Consider the following 18,907-nt stretch of genomic DNA (forward strand, 5'->3'; position numbering starts at 1 on the left):
TTGGGCGGATGAAGCCTGCACGCCGGAAACAGGAAGGCAGATGGGCCTGGCGGCTGACCGGCTTCGTCACGCTCTGCGTCTACATCTTCATGTTCGCGCCGATTGCGGCGACCGTCATCCTGTCGTTCAACGCCTCGATGTTCGGCGGCTTCCCGATGACCGGCTTTTCGCTGCAATGGTACGGCAAGCTGATGGCCAATGAGGCGGTGCTGGCCGCGTTCCGGACGTCGCTGTGGATCGCTCTGGTCACCGCGGCCGCCACCACGGCGATCGGCGTCGTCACCTCGTTCGCGCTGGTGCGTTTCGACTTCCCCGGCAAGCAGGCGCTGAGCACGCTGGTGATCCTGCCGGCGCTGGTGCCCGAAACCATTCTGGGCGTCGGCCTCCTGGTGCTGATCAAGGCGGTCGACCAGCCGCGGACGTTGCTCCTCCTGGTGCTCGGCCATATTCTGCTCGCCGTGCCCTATGTGGTGCTGATCACCCAGGCACGCATGGTGGGCATCCGGCGCGTCTATGAGGAGGCCGCGCTTTCGCTCGGCGCCTCGCGCTTCTCGTCCTTCCGCGAGATCACGCTGCCGCTGCTCATCCCGGCGGTGGTGGCGGGCGCGCTGCTCGCCTTCACCATCTCGTTCGACAACACCTCGGCAAGCCTGTTTTGGCGGCCGGCCGGCGTCGAGACCATGCCCACCCAAATCCTTTCGATGCTGAAGATTTCGATAAGCCCGGAGATCAATGCGCTGGGCACGGTCATGATCCTGGTGACCGTCGGCATCCCGCTGATCGGCGGCGTTCTCATGCAAAGCCTGACAAAATTGAGAAGACGAGGCGAACCAAAGGAGGAAGCAAAATGAAACTATCCAACACCAAGCGGCTGGAACGGCTGCATGACCGCTACGTGAACGGCGATTTGAGCCGCCGCACCTTTCTGAGCCTGACCGCCGCCGCCGCGGCCTCGGCCGGCCTCTCCATGCCGTGGATGAGCCGCGCGCTCGCCGCGGTCGAGCAGGTGCGCTTCGACGGCTGGGGCGGAACCGTGCAGGAGGCGATCGACAAATACGCCTTCCAGCCCTACATGGCCAAGACCAAGATCAAGGTGGTCCAGGGCACGTTCGGCGACGAGAACGAGATCATCACCAAGATCAAGACGGCGAAGCCCGGCGACTTCCAGATCGTGCATTCGTCCGGCGTCAACTACTACATCAAATACGTCAATGCCGGCATGAACTCGGAGATCAACGAGGCCAACATTCCCAACATGGCGAATGTGCTGCAGCCGATGATCGAGCCGTTCCGCAAGCTGACGCCAAAGCTCTCGGCGGTGCCCTACGACTACGGCACCACCGGCATCGCCTACAACACCAAGGTGATCTCGCCCGAGGAGGCGAAGGAAAAGGGTGCCGGCCTGCTGCTCGACAAGAAATACGCCGGCAAGGTCGGCGGCTATGCCGACATGACCACGCGCGTCTGGTACGCGGCTTTGGCCACCGGACAGGATCCCAACAACATCAAGGACATGGACACGATCTGGGCCAAGGTGCGCGAGACGCGCGACCTCGCCAAAAAATTCTGGAGCTCCGGCGCGGAACTGATGGACCTGTTGTCCAAGGGCGAGATCGTGGTGACCGACGCCTGGTCGGGCCGCGTCGCCGCCCTGCAGGATCAGGGCCATCCGATCGGCTATCTCGATCCTGCTGGCTCCTATGCCTGGATGGAGGACATGCTGATCCTGAAAGGCTCGCCGATGACCGAATGCGAAGAGCTGATCAACTTCATGCTCGATCCGGCCACCTCCATCGCGGTGGCCGAGGGCCAGAGCTACCCGCCGTCGCTCGACCCGACCAAGGTGAAGCTCACCGAGAAGATCGAGAAGCTGCCGGCTTTCGACAAGACCGGCTCGATGAAGGCGCTGACCTTCGCCGATCCGGTCTACTGGGCGACCAACGAGGACGCCTGGACCAAACAATGGGACAGGATCGCGAAAGGTGCCTGACAGAAGCCAAGCGTCACTCAGCCCCCGGCCGGTCTCGGCCGGGGCACCCGGCACCGCTCCCAACATGGATGCGGAGCAGCCGGCGGTCGAGTTCCGCGACATCGACATCGCCTATGGCAAGTTCGTCGCGGTTCGCGACTTCTCGCTGTCGATCCGCAAGGGCAGCTTCGTCACGCTGCTCGGGCCGTCGGGCTGCGGCAAGACGACGATCCTGCGCTCCATCGCCGGGCTGGTCGATATTTCTGGCGGCCAGATCATGATCGACGGGCGACGGGTCGACGACGTGCCGATCTACAAGCGCAACATCGGCCTGGTATTCCAGAGCTACGCGCTGTTCCCGCACAAGAGCGTGTTCGACAATGTCGCCTTCGGCCTGAAGTATCGCAACGTGCCGAAGCCCGAGATCGCGCGCAGGGTCGGCCAGGCGCTCGACATGGTGCGGCTGCCGGGCAGCGAGAAGAAGCTGCCCTCGCAATTGTCGGGCGGGCAGCAGCAGCGCATCGCGCTGGCGCGGGCCATCGTCTTCGAACCGCAGGTGCTGCTGCTCGACGAGCCGCTGTCGGCGCTCGACGCCAACATGCGCGAGGAGATGCGCGTCGAGATCAAGAAGATCCAGAAGGCAACCGGCATCACCGCCATCTTCGTCACCCACGACCAGGAAGAAGCGCTCTCCATGTCGGACCGCATCGTGGTGATGAACGCCGGCTCGGTCGAGCAGATCGGCACGCCGGAGGAAGTCTATGAGCGGCCCGCCACCGCCTTCGTCGCCGATTTCCTCGGCAAGGCCAACATGCTTGCCGGCACTGTCAGCAGATCCGACGGGCAGATAGCGGTGACGCTTGCCGCCGGCCAGACCGTCCATGTAACGTCGCCGCGGCCGCTGGCGCCGGGCAGCAAGGTCACCGTGGTGGTCCGGTCGCAGAAACTGTCGGTCGGTCCTGCAGCCGGCGCCAACCGGCTCTCCGGCCGGGTCGTCTCGACCTCCTATCTCGGCGGCAGCGCCATCTACGAGATCGATATTGGCGGCAAGACGAGCATCCGCGCCAACGCGCCGATCAACGGCCGCATCGTCCGGGAGGGCGAGACAATCGAGGTCGGATTCGATCCGAGCGGCTGTGTTTTGCTGGACGAGAACGGGCAGCGAATTTCGTAGCCTACCAAGCCCCTGTTCGCATCGGCCTTAAGGAATTCACTGCTTCGCCGCTTGAGCAGCCAAGCGGCCCGGATGCCTGAGGTGGGTCGGCGTGATGCCGGTGTGCTGGCGAAATACCCGGCTGAAGTGCCCGGCATTTTCGAAGCCGCACCTGTAGGCGATGTCGCCTATCTGCAGGTCGCTGCCTTCCAGCAGCGACTTGGCGTAGTGAACCCGGAGCGCCAGGTACGCGGCCATCGGGCTTGTGCCCAGCTCGGTCGCGAAAAGACGCTCGAGCTGGCGCCGGGAGCAATTCAACCGGCTTGCGATCTCGGTGACCGATATCTTTTCCTGCAGGCTGCTTTCCATCAGCAGCAAGGCCCGTTTCACCGCACGGCTCGACGCTTCGGGAAACAGGTCGCCGACGGGCTGCACGTCCCGGATGTTGCGGATGCGATCGAGCACGAGGATCTTGGCGGCCTTTTCCGCCGCCTTCTGACCGATGAATTGCGACACGAAATAACCGGCGAGGTCTGCCGCGCCGGTGCCGCCGGCACATGTCGCGCGGCCGCGGTCGACGGAATAGAGGCTGTCGGCATGCGCATTCACATCGGGGAATTCGGCGCGAAAATCCTTGATGTGGAACCAGCTGACGGCGGCACTGTAGCCGTCCAGCAAGCCGTAGCGGGCCAGCACGAAGCTTCCCGTGCACAGCGCGGTTATCGGCACGCCCTTGTCGGCGGCCCGCAGAAGGAAGGCCTCCTTTTCAGCGCTGAGATTGCGGTTGGTGTCGAGCAGGCCGCCGACCACGACGACGTTGTCGAAATCCTCCGGATTGCCGATCGCCTTGGTCGGCAGCAATTCGACGCCGCAGCTCGCCCGGATCGGCAGGCCGCGCTCGCCGACGATCTGCCAGTCGAACTCCACCCTGCGGCTGCGATCGCCCTCGTCGCCGGCCAAACGCAGCGTGTCGATGAAAAGCGACAGCGGCGACAAAGTGAAATCGCGCACCAGGAGAAACGCAAACTTCTTGGCCATGCTTTGCGGACCTGTCCCTTGCGTTATCCGGAGCTCATTCAGACAAGATCGCCGTCCGGGCTGTCATTGAGCCACCGATCCATCCGGTCTTATATTGTGTACCAAGAAAATACAATCCGTTGACTCACTTGCAAGCGCATGCGACTCTTCCAACCGTGCCAGATATGTTGGCAAGGATGATTCCGAAGGTGCGCCATGAAGGGAAGCAAGGGCAGTCTCTATGACGATCTGAAGCGTCGCATCCTGACAATGGAACTCGATCCTGACGAGGATCTGGACGAGGTGGCGCTGAGCGAGCGCTATGGCCTGTCGCGAACCCCGGTCAGGGAAATCTTCCGCCGGCTGGAGGGCGAAGGTTATATCGAAATCCGCGCGAACCGGGGCGCCAGGGTCGTTCCGATGAACCATTCGACCCTTCGGCAATTCTTCCTGGTTGCCCCCATGGTCTACGCCGCCATCGGCCGGCTGGCGGTGCAGAATTTCAAGGCTTCGCAGATGGTAGACCTGAAGGACACGCAGGAGCGTTTTCGTGCCGCCAGCAAGTCAGGCGACGCGCTTTCCATGGTGGTCGAGAACAACAGGTTTCACGAGATCATCGGTGAGATGTCTGCGAACGCCTATCTTCAGCCCAGCCTCGGCAGGTTGCTGATCGACCACGCCCGCATCGGCCATACCTTCTTCCGCCCACGCAATGACGACATGCGCAAGCGGCTGCAGACGGCGGTCGAACATCATGACGGCTTCATCTCGGCCATCGGCGCGCATGAGGAGGACGCCGTCGTCGACCTCGTGTTCGAGCACTGGGAACTGTCGCGCGAGAACATGGAAATGTTCATCGCGCCCCAGGGCATGAAGGCGGACGCGCTGGTCGGCGATAACTGACGGCCGCTTAGGAAAGCGACTGCGGCCGGGATAGGAAGAACGCCTGCTGCCGGGCCCGGTGTCGGCAGCGAAATCTTCCACAAGCTCGGCGATTTTCGGCCTTGGCCCGTACGATCATTCGTCAGCAGGAAGAAGGCTCTGTCGGTTCTTATCTCCGACCGCAGCGGCCGCACGAGAAGCTTGTTGCTGAGAAGATACTGGGCCGTCAGCGACCAACCCAGCGCGATCCCCTCGCCGGCAAGCGCCGCCTGCAGCGTTAGCTGATGGTCGTAGAAGACGATGTGGGGTTTGATCCCGGCGCTATCGCCTCCCGCCAATTCCACCCATTCGGGCCAGCCATGCGCTTGCGGTAGGCGTCGGACGAATGGAGCAACCGGTGACGGCCGAGATCGTCGACCGTGCGCAGCTCGGCATGAGCCGAAAGGTAGCTTGGCGAGCAGACCGGGAAGATCACTTCGTCGCAGACGAACCAGCTGTTGGGGTCCTGAAAGTCTCGAGGCCGGACTCAGACGGTGACCATTATGTCCTGATCGGGTTCGATGCCCCTGTCGGTGGCTACGACCCTGATCCTGATATCCGGATGATCCCCCTGAAAATGATAGAGCTGCGGCGCCAGCCAGTGTGAGCTGCGAGCGACGAGCGCAAGGACGGCACGACAAGCCCCTGGAAGAGGCGTGCGAGACGACAGAAAACGACGCGCCCGGTAACGATCTTCCGGCCGCTATGTGTTATCTGATTATAAAATCTGTGTACGCAGATAATACAATTCGTTGACTCCGGCGCGGCCGTGTGCAATTTTGCGCCCCATCGAATGCGCCGGACCTGCAGGCCGCAACTCCGGTTTCATTATCGATCTGCCGCACGAAGTGTCGGCCGAAGGCCTCAGTGGCGCCTCCGCAGCCAGAAGCAGGCGGGGACATCGCGATCTACCGAGCAATGGGGAGACGATGAGACCGCCGTTTTGCATCACCTGCTAGTCGCAGGCTCAGTTTCGCCGGGCGGCGTGGGTTCGGTGTCGGTTCATCAATAAGCCACGCGAAAAAGTGAGGAGAACACAATGAGACGATTGCTCTTTCCCGCCGTTGCCCTTGGGGCTCTGCTGAGCGCCGGAGCCGCAAACGCAGCCTGCGGCGACATTACTTTGGCGGTCTTCAGCTGGCAGTCGGCCGAGGCCATGTCCAATGTTGACCAGTTCATCCTGAAGAACGGCTATGGCTGCAACGCCACGACGGTTGCTGGCGACACCGTGCCGACGATCACCGCGATGATCGAGAAGGGCCAGCCGGATATCTCTTCGGAATCGACGCCAAGCCTGCTTGGTGACGTCTATACCAAGGGCGCCGCCGAGGGGCGGATCAGCCAGATCGGGACCGCGATCAGCGACGGACAGGTTTCCGGCTGGTACATTCCCAAATACGTCGCTGACGCGCATCCCGACATCAAGACCGTCGACGACGCCATGAAGCATCCTGAGCTGTTCCCGGCTCCGGAAGACCCTTCCAAGGGTGGCGTTATCCAGGGGCCACAGGGCTGGGGCGACACGGTCGTGACGGCGCAGCTCTATAAGGCCATCGAGGGTGACAAGAAGGGCTTCGAGCTGGTCCCAACGGGCTCGGCTGCAGCGCTCGATGGCGTGATCTCCAAGGCCTATGAACAGAAGCAGGGATTTCTCGCGCAATATTGGGCGCCGACATCGCTGCTGGTGAAGTATCCAATGGTGCGCCTCGAAATGGCTCACGACGATGCCGAGTGGGCGCGTTGCACCTCCAAGCAGGACTGCCCCGATCCGAAGCCGAACTACTGGAAACAGGCTGAGATGGTGACGCTGGCCAGCAGCAAGTTCACCTCGCGTGGCGACGTCGGTCCGGTCAAGGACTATTTCGCCAAGCGCAGCTGGACCCAGGCCGAAGTCGGCAAGGTGATGCTGTGGATGACCGACAACCAGGCCAACGGCGAGGACGGCGCCAAGTGGTTCATCAAGAACATGCCGGAAGTCTGGACCAAGTGGGTCCCGGCTGACGTCGCCGAAAAGGTCAAGGCCGCGCTCTAAATCCGGCAACCGAGCAAAGTGGAGGCTTTGAGGATTCTCAAGGCCTCCGATGCGGCTCGGTCTGTCGGCGTAGCCTTCGTTCCCTGCTCTCCGCCCGTGGCCGGCAATGTGTCGCCTATGGCGCACTCACAATAGGGCATCGCGACATGGATTGGCTTTTCAGATTCCCTCAACTCGACCCTGAGTTCCTGCTTGCGGTCAAGCGGGCCATCGACGGCGCTTTGAAAGCGCTGACGCGCGGCTACGGTCAATCGATCGAGGATTTCTTCTATCCGCTGCAGCGCGTCCTCATCTTCTTCGAAAGCACCATCTCGAACGCGCCTTGGCCCCTGGTCGTGATCGCCCTGGCCGTCATCGCCTGGTTTGCGGCACGGCGCTGGGCCGTGGTCGCCGCCGTCGTCGGTACGCTCATCGCCATCGGCCTTCTTGGCCTGTGGCAAGATGCGATGAAGACGATTTCGCTTGTCTTCACCTCGACCATCTTCGCCATCGCCATCGGCATCCCGCTCGGCATCCTGATGAACCGCTACAAGCGCGTTGGCGGGGTCATGCAGACGGTGCTCGACGTCATGCAGACGATGCCACCTTTCGTCTATCTCATTCCGGTCGTCATGCTGCTCGGCATAGGCCGTGTGCCGGGGTTCATCGCGGTGGTGATCTACGCCATCCCGCCGATCATCCGCCTCACCGACCTTGGCATCTGCCTGGTCGACAAGGAGGTCCTGGAGGCCGCTGACGCCTATGGCTGCTCGCGCTCGCAAAAGCTCTGGAAAGTGCAGATCCCGCTCGCCATGCCGACAATCATGGCCGGCATAAACCAGACGATCATGATGGCGCTCGGCATGGTGGTCATCGCCTCGATGATCGGCGTGCAGGGGCTCGGCCTCAACGTTCTGCAAGCCATCGCCAACCAGTACTTCACGCAAGGCATCTTCAACGGCTTTGCCATCGTCGGCATCGCGATCATTTTCGACCGCATCAGCCAGGCCTATGGGCATCGCCTGCAGAAGCACCGGGGTGCAGCACATGACTAGCAACAACGCGTCAATCGAAATCCGTGACCTCTACAAGATATTCGGAAAGTCGCCGGCGCAACATGTCGACGCGGTCCGCAGCGGCATGACCAAGGCCGAACTGGCAAAGGTGCACGGACAAATCCTGGGTTTGAATAATATCAACATCTCCATGCCGGCCGGAAAGATCCAGGTCGTCATGGGGCTGTCGGGCTCGGGCAAGTCGACGCTGATCCGGCACATCAACCGCCTTATCGAGCCGACGTCCGGCTCGATCATGATCGATGGGCGTAACGTCCTCGATATGTCCGAGCTGGAGCTGCGGGAGTTCCGACGCAATCACACAGCGATGGTGTTCCAGAGGTTTGGACTCCTGCCGCACAGGACCGTCATCGACAACGTAACGTTCGGCCTGGAGGTGCGCGGTGTCGAAGCGGCCAAGAGCCGCGATACGGCCATGGGCTGGATCGATCGCGTGGGGCTTTCCGGCTTCGAGACGCGCTATCCGAACGAACTGTCTGGCGGCATGCAACAGCGCGTCGGACTTGCGCGCGCGCTGAGCAACAATGCCTCGATCCTGCTGATGGACGAAGCCTACTCGGCTCTCGATCCGCTGATCCGGACCGACATGCAGACCATGCTTCTCGAACTGCAGACCGAGTTGGAAAAGACCATCGTCTTCATCACCCACGATCTCGATGAGGCGCTGAGGCTCGGCGACCAGATCGTCATCTTGCGCGATGGCTCGATCATCCAGCAGGGCGATAGCCAGGACATCCTGTTGCGCCCTGCGGACGATTACATCGAGCGGTTTGTCAAGGACGTCAATCGCGGCCGCTTCATCAAGGTCGATGCCATCATGGAATCCCTCCTGCAATCCGAGAGCAGATCGCTGCCGAAGCTGAAGTCCGGCTTGACGCTCGAGACCGCTGCCAAGGAACTGACGAACTCCTCCTATGATTCAGCCTTCGTCACAGGCGACGGCGGCCGGCCGCTCGGATTGATTTCGCTGCGGCAGATCACGGCGGCTCTTTCATCCGGGGCCGTCGCGTGAGGTACGCAATTGCGTTCTCGGAAAGCGACGACGCGAGCGTTCGCAAACGCCCCTGTTTTGCCGAACAGCCTATTGATCGAAATCGCCACTCCATTGATGGAGAATTATCTTGAAATTCGAAGGCATCTATACACCGGCGATCACGCCGCTCGGCCCCGACGGGCGGATCGACGACGCCGCTTTCGCGGATGTTCTGGAGTCGCTCATCGAAGCCAAGGTGCACGGCATCATCGTTGGTGGATCGACCGGTGAATATTATGCCCAAAGCGCCCAGGAGCGCTTCGAGCTCGGTGCTTACGCCAAGCAGGTGATCGGCACCCGCCTTCCGCTGGTCATCGGCACAGGCGCTACCAGGACCGAAGATTCGGTCGAGTACGCCAAGGCGGCAAAGGAGATCGGCGCCGACGCGATCCTCGTCTCGTCGCCGCCATATGCCTTGCCGACGGAGCGCGAGAACGCGGTTCATGCGCTCACCGTCGACCGCGCGGCCAACCTTCCCATCATGCTCTACAACTATCCGGCCCGCATGGGCGTGATGATGGGCGAGGAGTATTTCTCCCGCGTCGGCAAATCCCGCAACGTCGTCGCCATCAAGGAAAGCTCCGGCGAAATGGGCAATTTGCACCGGCTTGCCCGCAAGTTCCCGCACATCTCGCTTTCCTGCGGCTGGGACGACCAGGCGCTGGAATTCTTCGCCTGGGGCGCCAGGAGCTGGGTCTGCGCCGGCTCGAACTTCCTGCCGCGCGAGCACGTCGCGCTCTACGAGGCCTGCGTGCTCGAAAAGAACTTCGACAAGGGCCGCGCCATCATGAGCGCGATGCTGCCGCTGATGGACTTTCTCGAATGCGGCAAGTTCGTCCAGTCGATCAAGCATGGATGCGAGTTGATCGGCCTGAAGGCAGGCGGCGTGCGCGCTCCGCTGCGGCCTCTCAATTCGGAAGAAAAGCGATCCCTCCAGACTGTCGTCGCCACGCTGAAGCGGACGGTCGCCCAGATCACGTCGGGAGCAAACCAATGCATGAGCCTTTGACCGCCGCCGAATACAAGGCGCTCGCCGCCGAGATTCAATTCCCGGCCAATGCCTTCATCGACGGAGCCTTCCGCCCGGCGAATTCCGGCAAGACCTTCAGAACGACCAATCCGGCGACCGGCGAGGTGCTTGCCGACATCGCGGCTTGCGACGCCAGCGATGTCGACTTCGCCGTGGCCAAGGCCAGGGAGGCCTTCGACGACGGCCGCTGGCAGCATCTCGCGCCCGGCGAGCGCAAGACCGTGCTTTTGAAGTTTGCGAAGCTTCTGGAGCGCAACCGCCACGAACTCGCGGTCATGGAGAGCCTCGACAGCGGCAAGCCGATCCGCGAATGCCAGACCGTCGATGTGCCGGACACGATCCATACCATCCGCTGGCATGCCGAGCTGATCGACAAGCTCTACGACAACACCGCGCCCGTTGGCTCGAAGGCGCTGACCATGGTCGTGCGCGAACCGGTCGGCGTCGTCGGCTGCGTCCTGCCGTGGAACTTTCCGCTGCTGATGCTGGCCTGGAAGATCGGCCCGGCGCTTGCGGCCGGATGCTCGGTCATCGTGAAACCTGCCCAGGAGACAACGCTGACCACGCTACGTGTCGCGGAGCTCGCCCATGAGGCCGGCATCCCGGCCGGCGTCTTCAATATCGTGCCGGGCGGCGGCAAGGAGGTCGGCGAACCGATCGGCATGCATATGGGCGTCGACATGGTGGCATTCACCGGCTCGACGCCGACCGGCCGCCGTTTCCTGCGCTACGCGGCCGACTCCAACCTCAAGCGCGTCGTGCTGGAATGCGGCGGCAAGAACCCGGCCGTGGTTCTCGACGACGCCGAAGACCTCGACCTCGTCGCCGAACAGGTGGTCAACGGCGCGTTCTGGAACATGGGCGAGAACTGCTCGGCCACCTCGCGGCTCATCGTCGACGCCAAGATCAAGGACGAGCTGCTGCAGCGGATCGGCGCCTACATGCGCGAATGGAAGACCGGCGATCCGCTCGACCCTGAAAACCGCATCGGCGTGCTGGTCAGCAAGACCCATTTCGAGAAGGTGAAATCCTTCCTCGGCGACGTGAAGACCGAAAAGCTCTTGGTCGCCCATGGCGGCGCCACGCATAAGGGCGCCTATATCGAGCCGACCGTCGTCGACGGCGTCACGCCTGCGAGCCGCCTCTTCCAGGAGGAAATTTTCGGGCCGATCCTGTCGGTGACGACGTTCAACTCGCTGGGCGAGGCGATCGCGCTCGCCAACGACACGAATTACGGCCTGACCGCGTCCGTCTACACGGGGAGCCTGCGCAAGGCGATCAAGCTCTCCCGCGAGATCCGGGCGGGTGTCGTCACCGTCAACTGCTTCGGCGAAGGCGACGCCACGACACCGTTCGGCGGCTACAAGGAATCCGGCTTCGGCGGGCGCGACAAGTCGGTCTTCGCGCATGACAATTACTGCGAACTGAAGACGGTCTGGATCGACGTTTCGGACCGTTCGGTCGACGAGACCGTCCGGTGAGCGATCTCGTCGTCAAGCGGCTTCCGGCTGAATCCGGAATCTCTGGCTGGGAGGCGATCAGCAGACGCTGCTTCCCGGTCCGCACGCTCGACGGCGACATCAAGGCCGACTGGCTGATCATCGGCGGCGGCTTTGCCGGCCTCTCCGCCGCACGGCGCCTCGCCCAGCTTCGGCCCGGCGACAGGATCGTCCTGCTGGAAGCCGGGGAGGTCGCCAAAGGCCCCGCCGGCCGGAATTCCGGCTATATGATCGACACCCCGCACAATTTGTCGTCGGGCGAATATTCCGTCGCCGGTGAGGCCGAAACAAAGGCGGAGATCGCCGAGAACCGCTTCGCGATCGCTTTCGCCGCCGAGGCGGCCTCGGAATACGGGATGTCTGCGCGCACCTTCGATCCTTCGGGCAAGATCAATGCCGCGGCGACCGAGCGCGGCATGACGCTCAATGCCAATTACGGCCGCTCGCTCAAGGCGATCGGCGAAGGGCATCGCTTCCTCGACGCGAGCGACATGCGGGAAATTACCGGGTCGTCCTACTATCTCGGCGGCATCCACACGCGCGGTGCCGTGATGATCCAGCCCGCCGACTATATCCGCGGGCTCGCGGCGGGGCTCGCACCGAAAGTAGACATCTTCGAGCACTCGCCGGTGCTCAAGCTCACCCGGGCCGGAGGAGCCTGGAAGGCGGTGTCGCGCACCGGAAGCGTCACCGCGCCGAAAGTCATCCTCGGCGTCAACGGCCATATCGACGATTTCGGTTACTTCCGCGGCCGCCTGATGCACATCTTCACCTATGCATCGATGACCGCCCCATTCACCGCGAAGTCGACCGGCAAGGACCGGTGGGCCTTGCTGCCGGCCGATCCGATGGGCGCCACGGTCCGGAAGATAACCAGCGAGGGGCTCTCGCGGATCGTGATCCGGACCCGGTTCACCTATGACTGGCCCGTTCGGGTCAGCGAGAAGCGCCTGGCCGGCATCGCCGCCGAGCAGCGTGCTTCTCTGGATGCCAGGTTTCCGGACCTCAAGGATGTGCCGTTCGAATATGTCTGGGCCGGACGGCTTTGCCTCAGCCGCAACCACGTGCCGGCCTTCGGCGAGATCGATGACGGCCTTTATTCGGCGTGCTGCGAGAACGGCCTTGGAACCGTCAAAAGCACGCTCGCGGGCGTCATGGCCGCGGATCTCGCGACCGGCACCCGGTCGAACACGCTCGACAAATATGCGGATCAACCGCAGCCCGCGCGGCTTCCTCCCGAGCCGTTCGCGTGGATGGGCATCAACACGGTGATCCGTTTGCAGGAATTGCGTGCTGGCCGCGAGGGATGAGCCTGGCGGGGCATGTGAGGACGTGGCCCGGATGGCGACGTCCACTTGATGGGAAATGAGAACGATCATGCGCCGCAGCTTCTTTTGCATCGACGCCCACACCTGCGGCAATCCGGTCCGGCTCGTCGCCGGCGGCGGCCCCTTGCTGCCGCACGCCCCCATCGCCGAGCGGCGCGAGTTGTTCATGCGCGAGCATGACTGGATCAGGCGAGCGCTGATGTTCGAGCCGCGCGGACACGACATCATGTCGGGCGCCATCATCTATCCGGCCTACCGCGAGGACTGCGATTTCGCCGTCATCTTCATCGAGGTCAGCGGCTGCCTGCCCATGTGCGGCGCCGGCACGATCGGACTGGTGACGGCGGCGCTCGAAGAAGGGCTCGTCACGCCGCGCGTCCCGGGCAAGCTCTCGATCGAGACGCCGGCAGGAAGGGTCGACATCGAGTATGACAAGCCGGGCGCCTTCGTCGAAAGCGTGCGCATGTTCAACGTCGCGAGCTACCTGCATGCCGCCGATGTCGGCGTCGATCTACCTGGTCTCGGCCGGCTCGTCGTCGACATCGCCTATGGCGGCAATTTCTACGCGGTGGTCGAGCCGCAACAGAACTGGCACGGTCTGGACGGCATGTCGGCCAGCGACATCGTCGAGCTCAGCCGGCGGCTGCGCGACGCGCTGGCGCCTAACTGCGATCCAATCCATCCGGAGGATGACAGGATACGCGGCGTGCATCATGCCATCTGGTGCGACGGGCCTTCAGGCGATGGCGACGGCCGCGGCGCGGTGTTTTACGGCGACAAGGCGATCGACCGATCGCCGGGCGGCACCGGAACGTCGGCGCGCATGGCGCAACTGCATGGCAAGGGCCGCCTGAAGGTCGGCGAGACGTTCCGTCAGGAGAGCCTGATCGGCACGGTGTTCAAGGGCCGCGTCGAGGTGGAAACTAACATCGGTCCGTTCAAGGGCATCAAGCCGAGCATCGACGCCTGGGCGCAGATCATCGGCCACAATCCGATCTTCGTCGACGATCGCGATCCGCTCGCGCATGGGTTCCAGATCCGCTGACGGCAAGCGGACACAAGCGCCGGCATGGCTAACCGCCTGGGCCCTACCCCAGGCCAGGCCCGACCCAGGCTGGCACCATCGCGCGACATTGTTGCGGCGAGATGCCGTTGAACGCCCGGAAGCACTTTGCAAAGTGCGAGGCGGATATGAAGCCGCACGCCATGGCGATATCGATGATGGGCAAGCGCGTCCCTTCGATCAGGCGCTTGGCATGGTCTGTGCGTATCCGCAGATAGTGCCGCACTGGCGGCACCTCGATATGAGCAGCAAACAAGCGTTCGAGTTGGCGCCGTGACACTCCGGCCCGATGTGCAACCTCATCCATGGAGAGCGGAAATTCCACATTCTCTTCCATGATCCGCATCGCCATCACGAGCTTGTCGCTCACCCCGGCGAAGGCAAGACCGGTCGGGCCGGTCTGCCGGTTTGAGCCTGAGCGCTGGCCCTCTACGGTCGCATGCCGGCACACCTCTTGCGCGATGTACCCGCCGGCATGACTGCCGATCAGATCGATCGCGAGGTCGAAGGCCGCCAGCTCGCCGGCGCAAGTTGAATATTGTCCGTCTTTGACGAACAGGGAGTCTCGTATTCGCGGCTGATTGAAAACTTCGGAAAATGCGGCGAGCCGAGACCAGTGGATCGTACAACGCGTTCCTGCAAGCAGACCGGTCTGCGCCAGCAGCCATGTCGCCGTTCCAACCGCCGATATCGAAACGCCGCGACGTGCAATCGTGCGCAGAAATCCATTAAGTTGTGGGGTCAGTTGCCGTTCGACCGGTTCGCCCGCCAATATCGCGAGCTGGTCCGGCTTGCGATCGTCCGATTTGCAACCCAGCTCATCGATTGTTGCATCGACTGCAATGGAGAGGGCGTTCGCACCCTCCACGGGCCGAGCGTCCACTCCCGCGATCCGCCAGCGGAACAGTGGCAAGCGCGATATCGTATTGGCGATGCGAAACGGTTCGATATAGGCGTGGAGCGCCAGATGCGAGAAGCCGGGCAACACCAGAACCACCAGGTCGAAGGGCCTGTCGGCGATCGCCGAAATCTCCGGCGTGGCGCAAGACTTCATGGCCCTTATGTTCGCGGACGCGTTCATCAGGCGCCGTAGATGCCGATTGGCTTGCCGGACGTTCCGGGCTCGGGGGTCACGCTCAGTATTCCTCGTTCAGCGCATCGACCGCGGGGATCTCGCGCGAGCGTCGGTCGATGTAGGCGCGCAGCTCCTCGTCTTTCGCTATATCGAGCGTGGGCTCTTCGTATTCGGCCAGAAGCCTGCGGGCATGCTCGAGTGCCCGCTGTTTGATGTCCTTGGCGCCGTCCGCGTACCACTGCTCGATCGAGTTGTTGTCGAACAGCTTCGGGATGAAGAAGGCCCGCTCGAAATTCGCCTGCGTATGCGGATGGCCAAGATAATGGCCGCCCGGCCCGACGTCACGCACGGCAGCCAGGGCCTCATCGAAGTCGTCCCACTGGATTCCCTGCGTCATCCGATAACCCATCGAGCAGACCTCGGCATCGACGACGAACTTCGCGATCGAGCAGTGCATGCCGGCTTCGTTCCATCCCGCCGAATGCCAGATGTAGTTCGCGCCCGACATCAGCACCGCCATCATGGTCATCGCGCTCTCATAGCCGGATTGGGCATCGAAGACCTTGGCACCGCCGAGCAGGTTGGACGTGCGCCAAGGCACGTTGTAGCGGCGCGCCATCTGGCCAATCATGAAGTTCATCAGCGAGATCTCGGGCGTCCCGGCCATCGGGGCGCCGGATTGCATCGAGACCGTCGACAGATAGTGCCCGTAGATCGCCGGGCAGCCTTTGCGGATCACTTGGGTATAGGCGAGCGCGGAGAGCGCCTCGGCATTGAGCTGCGCGACAGCGGCGGCTGTGGAGGCCGGTGTATTGGCGCCGCCCAGAACGAAGGGCGAGCACAGCACCGGCTGGTTGCGCCTGCAGAAGGCGCGCATGGCGCCGAGCATCACCTGGTCCCAGACCAGCGGCGAATTGCCGTTGCAATTGCCCGTCGCGACCGAGTGTGTCTCCAGGAAGCCTTCGCCGAACAGGATCTCGCACATGTCGAGCACGTCCTCGGCATTCTTGGGCGAAGTCGTCATGCCCATGAACATCTTGTCGGAATGCTTCATCGACGAGTAGGTGATGTGCAGGTGCCGATGCGCGACCACGATGTCCATCGGCTCGACGATGTGGTGCGCCGATGAGTGCAGCGCCGGCATCATGTGGGCCAGCTTGTGAAAGGTCCCGAGATCCGCGATCGTCGGGCCGCGCCTGACATCGTCGAGGTCGCGCATGTAGGGCGCACCGGTCATCGGCACGAAGATCGACTTCGGCCCGCCGAGCTCGACATTTTTCGCCGGATCGCGGGCGAAGTACTCGATCCTGGAGGGAATGGTCTTGATGAGTTCCATGACCAGGCCGCGGTCGAGATGAACACGGTCGTCGGCTCTGACCTCGGCGCCGGCCCTCTTCCAATCCTCGATCGCGATCGGGTCGCGAAACACGACGCCCACGTCTTCGAGGATGGCGAGGGAAGCCTCATGAATACGCTCGACCTGCTCGGCATCCATCGGCTCCACAACCGGCAGGCCGCGCTTCAGCGTCGGCAGCATGTCGATCTTCGGTGCCGTGCGGATGGTCCGTCGCGCCTCCCGCCCACCTCTACGAGAAACTTGCAATTGAGCAGTCATGGCGGTCTCCGAGAAAAAACTTTGCAACCCTTGTGAGCTGGCGGAACTATTGCCGAAACGGGGAGATTTCACCTACTGCAAAAGTCTCACGCGCCTGTTGAGCAAAAGCGCGTAAAGGCCGAAGCTCCAGTGCTGAACAGCCGTCGCCGTCCGACGGTCACGACGCAGGCTTCGGGCCTGGTCGAGCTTGTCCCTAGTCGCGTGGTGAGCCTGTAACGGATTGCCGAACTTCCGGCTTTACGAGACCGGCAGCGGAAGTTTCTTGGTGCGGCCGCCGTCGATGACGTAGACCTGACCGGTGACGAAGGCGCTTTCTTCCGAAGCTAGCCAGACCGCGAGGTTTCCGACGTCCGTTGGCTGGCCGAGACGCCCGACTGGATGCATGACAAGCAGTTCCCTGCGGACGCGGTCGCTGTCGGTCATGCTGTCGATGTAGACCTCGCTGAGGTCTGAATTGATCCAGCCCGGCGCGATGGCATTGCAGCGGATACCCTCATGCCCATGGTCCACGGCGACCGCTGCCGTGAAGCCGTGGATGCCCGCCTTCGAGGCCGAATACGCGGGATGCCCCGGATTGGACGCCAGCCCTTCGATCGAGCCGATGTTGACGATGCTTGCAGCGCCGCGCTTGCGAAGATGCGGCATTGCCGCCTGCGTCAGGAGGAACGGAGCCTTCAGATTGATGTCCATCATCTGGTCCCAATCTGCCTCGGTCATCTCGTCGACCGTCTTCTCGAACATGATGCCGGCGTTGTTGACCAGGATATCCAGCCCGCCAAGCCGCTCAACGACGGTCTCGACGGCCGAGGCAATGTCCTGGGAATTCGAAAGATCGGCTTTCACATAAATGGTGCGCTCGTTGAGGACTTCGTCGGGCGGGGCATTTCGCTGGACAATGGCGACTTTTGCCCCCTCCTCGACAAAGCGCTGGGTAATGCCGGCACCGATGCCGCGCCCGCCGCCGGTGATGATTGCAATCTTGCCGGCCAATCTGTCGGCCATGTGTATCCTCAATAGACAGGCTTTGCGCCGTTGACTTCGACTGTCGTGCCCGCGACGTAGCGAGCGGCGTCGGAACTCAGAAAATAGACCACCTCGGCGATATCTTCCGGCTCGGCGATACGGCCGAGCGGCACGGACCTGTTGAGCTCTGCAATGGCGGTGTCGGGATTGAAACCGCGCTTGGCGAAGCCGGTGCGCAGCATCGGCGTGTTGACCTCGTTCGGGCACACCGCGTTGACCCTTATCCCATCGCCGGCATGATCGCGGCCGAGACACTTCGAGAATGCCGCCACGGCCGCCTTGCTGGTGCAGTAGGCCGCGTGGCCAGGCCCGGGGTAAAGTCCCCAGCAGGATGCGATGTTCACGATCGCGCCGCCGCCGCGGCCCTTCATGTGACCGATGGCTTGCCTGCACGTATAGAAGATCGACTTCAGGTTGATGTCGAATGTCCGCTCCCAGTCGTCGTCGGTCGTCTCGAGGATGTTTCCGCGGGTGATGATGCCGGCGTTGTTGACAAGCACGTCCAGACGCCCTGTGGCCTGGATGGAATGGTCGATCAAATCCTCGCAATAGGCCTTGTTGCGGAGATCGCCGGCCTTGCTCCAGACATTCTTTTCGCCTCCGTTGAACTCGACCCCGAGCCTGTCCAGCCCGGCCTGGTCGGCATCACCGGCAATCACACGATAGCCGTTGGCAATGAACTGTCTGCAGATCGCTTGCCCAATGCCTCCGGCCGCGCCCGTTATCACGACCGTCTTCTTCGCAGTATCAGTCATTGCTCGAGCCATCTTCCTAGGGGAGAGTTCAGTGCATATTCTCGAAACCGCCGCCGAAGGCCAGCGGCGCGGGCCTGCAAAAGACTCACCTCCTTGTTGAGTTGCGCGGCGCCAGAACTCGTACGGAGGCAGCGCGCAGAAAAATCATTCGCACGCTTTGACGGTATTGACGGCAGGTGCCTCATGGCAGCGGTGTCGGACGCTGATTGGAAGGCGTCGCGGTAGGCGGGGCTGGGCGGATTGGATTCTCCTATGGTCCGCCGCAAAGGGTTGGGGATCGCCGCCATAGCTGTCGAAACACCGCTATCGCATCGGCTGCAGGCAGTTTCGGACAAGTCG

The 18,907-nt window shown here is 62.7% G+C and carries 17 protein-coding genes; 12 read left to right on the top strand and 5 right to left on the bottom strand.

The window, feature by feature from the left end:
• The first annotated feature begins 8 nt into the window (after positions 1-8).
• Genes CK215_RS20480 through CK215_RS20490 form a run of 3 tightly spaced genes read left to right on the top strand, consistent with a single transcriptional unit; the run spans position 9 to position 3,143 of the window.
• Positions 9-851, top strand: a complete 843-nt coding sequence (locus tag CK215_RS20480; RefSeq protein WP_095783389.1) for an ABC transporter permease — start codon at positions 9-11, stop codon at positions 849-851.
• Complete coding sequence (locus CK215_RS20485; RefSeq protein ID WP_095831974.1) at positions 848-1,990, top strand: extracellular solute-binding protein; 1,143 nt, start codon at positions 848-850, stop codon at positions 1,988-1,990. The genes CK215_RS20480 and CK215_RS20485 overlap by 4 nt, the downstream gene beginning before the upstream one ends.
• Entirely contained in the window at positions 1,983-3,143 is a 1,161-nt protein-coding gene (locus CK215_RS20490; protein WP_095831975.1) for an ABC transporter ATP-binding protein, read from the top strand. Before CK215_RS20485 ends, CK215_RS20490 begins: the two co-directional genes overlap by 8 nt.
• 36 nt (positions 3,144-3,179) lie before the next feature.
• On the opposite strand, the gene CK215_RS20495 is transcribed toward CK215_RS20490, so the two are convergent.
• Positions 3,180-4,160 (bottom strand): GlxA family transcriptional regulator, encoded by a 981-nt coding sequence (locus CK215_RS20495; RefSeq protein ID WP_095831976.1) that lies wholly within the window; start codon positions 4,158-4,160, stop codon positions 3,180-3,182.
• A gap of 195 nt (positions 4,161-4,355) precedes the next feature.
• Between CK215_RS20495 and CK215_RS20500 the strand changes: the two genes are divergently transcribed.
• From CK215_RS20500 to CK215_RS20545, 9 genes are all read left to right on the top strand, one after another.
• Positions 4,356-5,042, top strand: coding sequence for a GntR family transcriptional regulator (locus tag CK215_RS20500; protein WP_095831977.1), 687 nt, complete (start codon positions 4,356-4,358; stop codon positions 5,040-5,042).
• Positions 5,043-5,418: 376 nt separating this feature from the next.
• Entirely contained in the window at positions 5,419-5,667 is a 249-nt protein-coding gene (locus CK215_RS20505; RefSeq protein ID WP_141245502.1) for a hypothetical protein, read from the top strand.
• 432 nt (positions 5,668-6,099) lie between these two features.
• Entirely contained in the window at positions 6,100-7,092 is a 993-nt protein-coding gene (locus CK215_RS20515) for a glycine betaine ABC transporter substrate-binding protein (protein WP_095831979.1), read from the top strand.
• 146 nt (positions 7,093-7,238) lie between these two features.
• Positions 7,239-8,126 carry a proline/glycine betaine ABC transporter permease gene (locus tag CK215_RS20520; protein WP_095831980.1) on the top strand — a complete coding sequence of 296 codons (888 nt, stop codon included), beginning with the start codon at positions 7,239-7,241 and terminating at the stop codon, positions 8,124-8,126.
• Positions 8,119-9,159, top strand: coding sequence for a betaine/proline/choline family ABC transporter ATP-binding protein (locus CK215_RS20525; protein ID WP_095783384.1), 1,041 nt, complete (start codon positions 8,119-8,121; stop codon positions 9,157-9,159). The genes CK215_RS20520 and CK215_RS20525 overlap by 8 nt, the downstream gene beginning before the upstream one ends.
• 109 nt (positions 9,160-9,268) lie before the next feature.
• Complete coding sequence (locus CK215_RS20530; RefSeq protein WP_066993091.1) at positions 9,269-10,189, top strand: dihydrodipicolinate synthase family protein; 921 nt, start codon at positions 9,269-9,271, stop codon at positions 10,187-10,189.
• Complete coding sequence (locus CK215_RS20535; RefSeq protein WP_095831981.1) at positions 10,174-11,691, top strand: aldehyde dehydrogenase; 1,518 nt, start codon at positions 10,174-10,176, stop codon at positions 11,689-11,691. Before CK215_RS20530 ends, CK215_RS20535 begins: the two co-directional genes overlap by 16 nt.
• A complete protein-coding gene (locus CK215_RS20540; RefSeq protein WP_095831982.1) occupies positions 11,688-13,019 on the top strand; it encodes an FAD-binding oxidoreductase in 1,332 nt (443 codons plus the stop codon). The genes CK215_RS20535 and CK215_RS20540 overlap by 4 nt, the downstream gene beginning before the upstream one ends.
• A gap of 67 nt (positions 13,020-13,086) precedes the next feature.
• The gene (locus CK215_RS20545) at positions 13,087-14,082 is read left to right on the top strand and encodes a 4-hydroxyproline epimerase (RefSeq protein ID WP_095832039.1); all 996 of its coding nucleotides are present in this window, start codon (positions 13,087-13,089) and stop codon (positions 14,080-14,082) included.
• Positions 14,083-14,125: 43 nt separating this feature from the next.
• Here CK215_RS20545 and CK215_RS20550 read toward each other — a convergent pair whose 3' ends face one another.
• From CK215_RS20550 to CK215_RS20565, 4 genes are all read right to left on the bottom strand, one after another.
• Positions 14,126-15,154 (bottom strand): GlxA family transcriptional regulator, encoded by a 1,029-nt coding sequence (locus CK215_RS20550; RefSeq protein ID WP_170950342.1) that lies wholly within the window; start codon positions 15,152-15,154, stop codon positions 14,126-14,128.
• A gap of 82 nt (positions 15,155-15,236) precedes the next feature.
• Positions 15,237-16,790: a trimethylamine methyltransferase family protein gene (locus CK215_RS20555; RefSeq protein ID WP_066993209.1), complete on the bottom strand. Its 1,554-nt coding sequence runs from the start codon at positions 16,788-16,790 to the stop codon at positions 15,237-15,239.
• A gap of 237 nt (positions 16,791-17,027) precedes the next feature.
• Positions 17,028-17,792: a glucose 1-dehydrogenase gene (locus CK215_RS20560; RefSeq protein ID WP_095831983.1), complete on the bottom strand. Its 765-nt coding sequence runs from the start codon at positions 17,790-17,792 to the stop codon at positions 17,028-17,030.
• Between the two features lie 8 nt (positions 17,793-17,800).
• Positions 17,801-18,568: an SDR family NAD(P)-dependent oxidoreductase gene (locus CK215_RS20565; RefSeq protein WP_095831984.1), complete on the bottom strand. Its 768-nt coding sequence runs from the start codon at positions 18,566-18,568 to the stop codon at positions 17,801-17,803.
• Positions 18,569-18,907: the final 339 nt, after the last annotated feature.

The sequence above is a fragment of the Mesorhizobium sp. WSM3864 genome (assembly GCF_002294955.1).
Lineage (GTDB): Bacteria > Pseudomonadota > Alphaproteobacteria > Rhizobiales > Rhizobiaceae > Mesorhizobium.

Excerpts from the sequence above, each read along its gene's own strand:
- CK215_RS20480 (WP_095783389.1), top strand. The coding sequence starts at position 9 with ATGAAGCCTGCACGCCGGAAACAGGAAGGCAGATGGGCCTGGCGGCTG.
- CK215_RS20485 (WP_095831974.1), top strand. The coding sequence starts at position 848 with ATGAAACTATCCAACACCAAGCGGCTGGAACGGCTGCATGACCGCTAC.
- CK215_RS20495 (WP_095831976.1), bottom strand. The coding sequence starts at position 4,160 with ATGGCCAAGAAGTTTGCGTTTCTCCTGGTGCGCGATTTCACTTTGTCG.
- CK215_RS20500 (WP_095831977.1), top strand. The coding sequence starts at position 4,356 with ATGAAGGGAAGCAAGGGCAGTCTCTATGACGATCTGAAGCGTCGCATC.
- CK215_RS20515 (WP_095831979.1), top strand. The coding sequence starts at position 6,100 with ATGAGACGATTGCTCTTTCCCGCCGTTGCCCTTGGGGCTCTGCTGAGC.
- CK215_RS20520 (WP_095831980.1), top strand. The coding sequence starts at position 7,239 with ATGGATTGGCTTTTCAGATTCCCTCAACTCGACCCTGAGTTCCTGCTT.
- CK215_RS20525 (WP_095783384.1), top strand. The coding sequence starts at position 8,119 with ATGACTAGCAACAACGCGTCAATCGAAATCCGTGACCTCTACAAGATA.
- CK215_RS20535 (WP_095831981.1), top strand. The coding sequence starts at position 10,174 with ATGCATGAGCCTTTGACCGCCGCCGAATACAAGGCGCTCGCCGCCGAG.
- CK215_RS20545 (WP_095832039.1), top strand. The coding sequence starts at position 13,087 with ATGCGCCGCAGCTTCTTTTGCATCGACGCCCACACCTGCGGCAATCCG.
- CK215_RS20550 (WP_170950342.1), bottom strand. The coding sequence starts at position 15,154 with ATGAAGTCTTGCGCCACGCCGGAGATTTCGGCGATCGCCGACAGGCCC.
- CK215_RS20555 (WP_066993209.1), bottom strand. The coding sequence starts at position 16,790 with ATGACTGCTCAATTGCAAGTTTCTCGTAGAGGTGGGCGGGAGGCGCGA.
- CK215_RS20560 (WP_095831983.1), bottom strand. The coding sequence starts at position 17,792 with ATGGCCGACAGATTGGCCGGCAAGATTGCAATCATCACCGGCGGCGGG.
- CK215_RS20565 (WP_095831984.1), bottom strand. The coding sequence starts at position 18,568 with ATGACTGATACTGCGAAGAAGACGGTCGTGATAACGGGCGCGGCCGGA.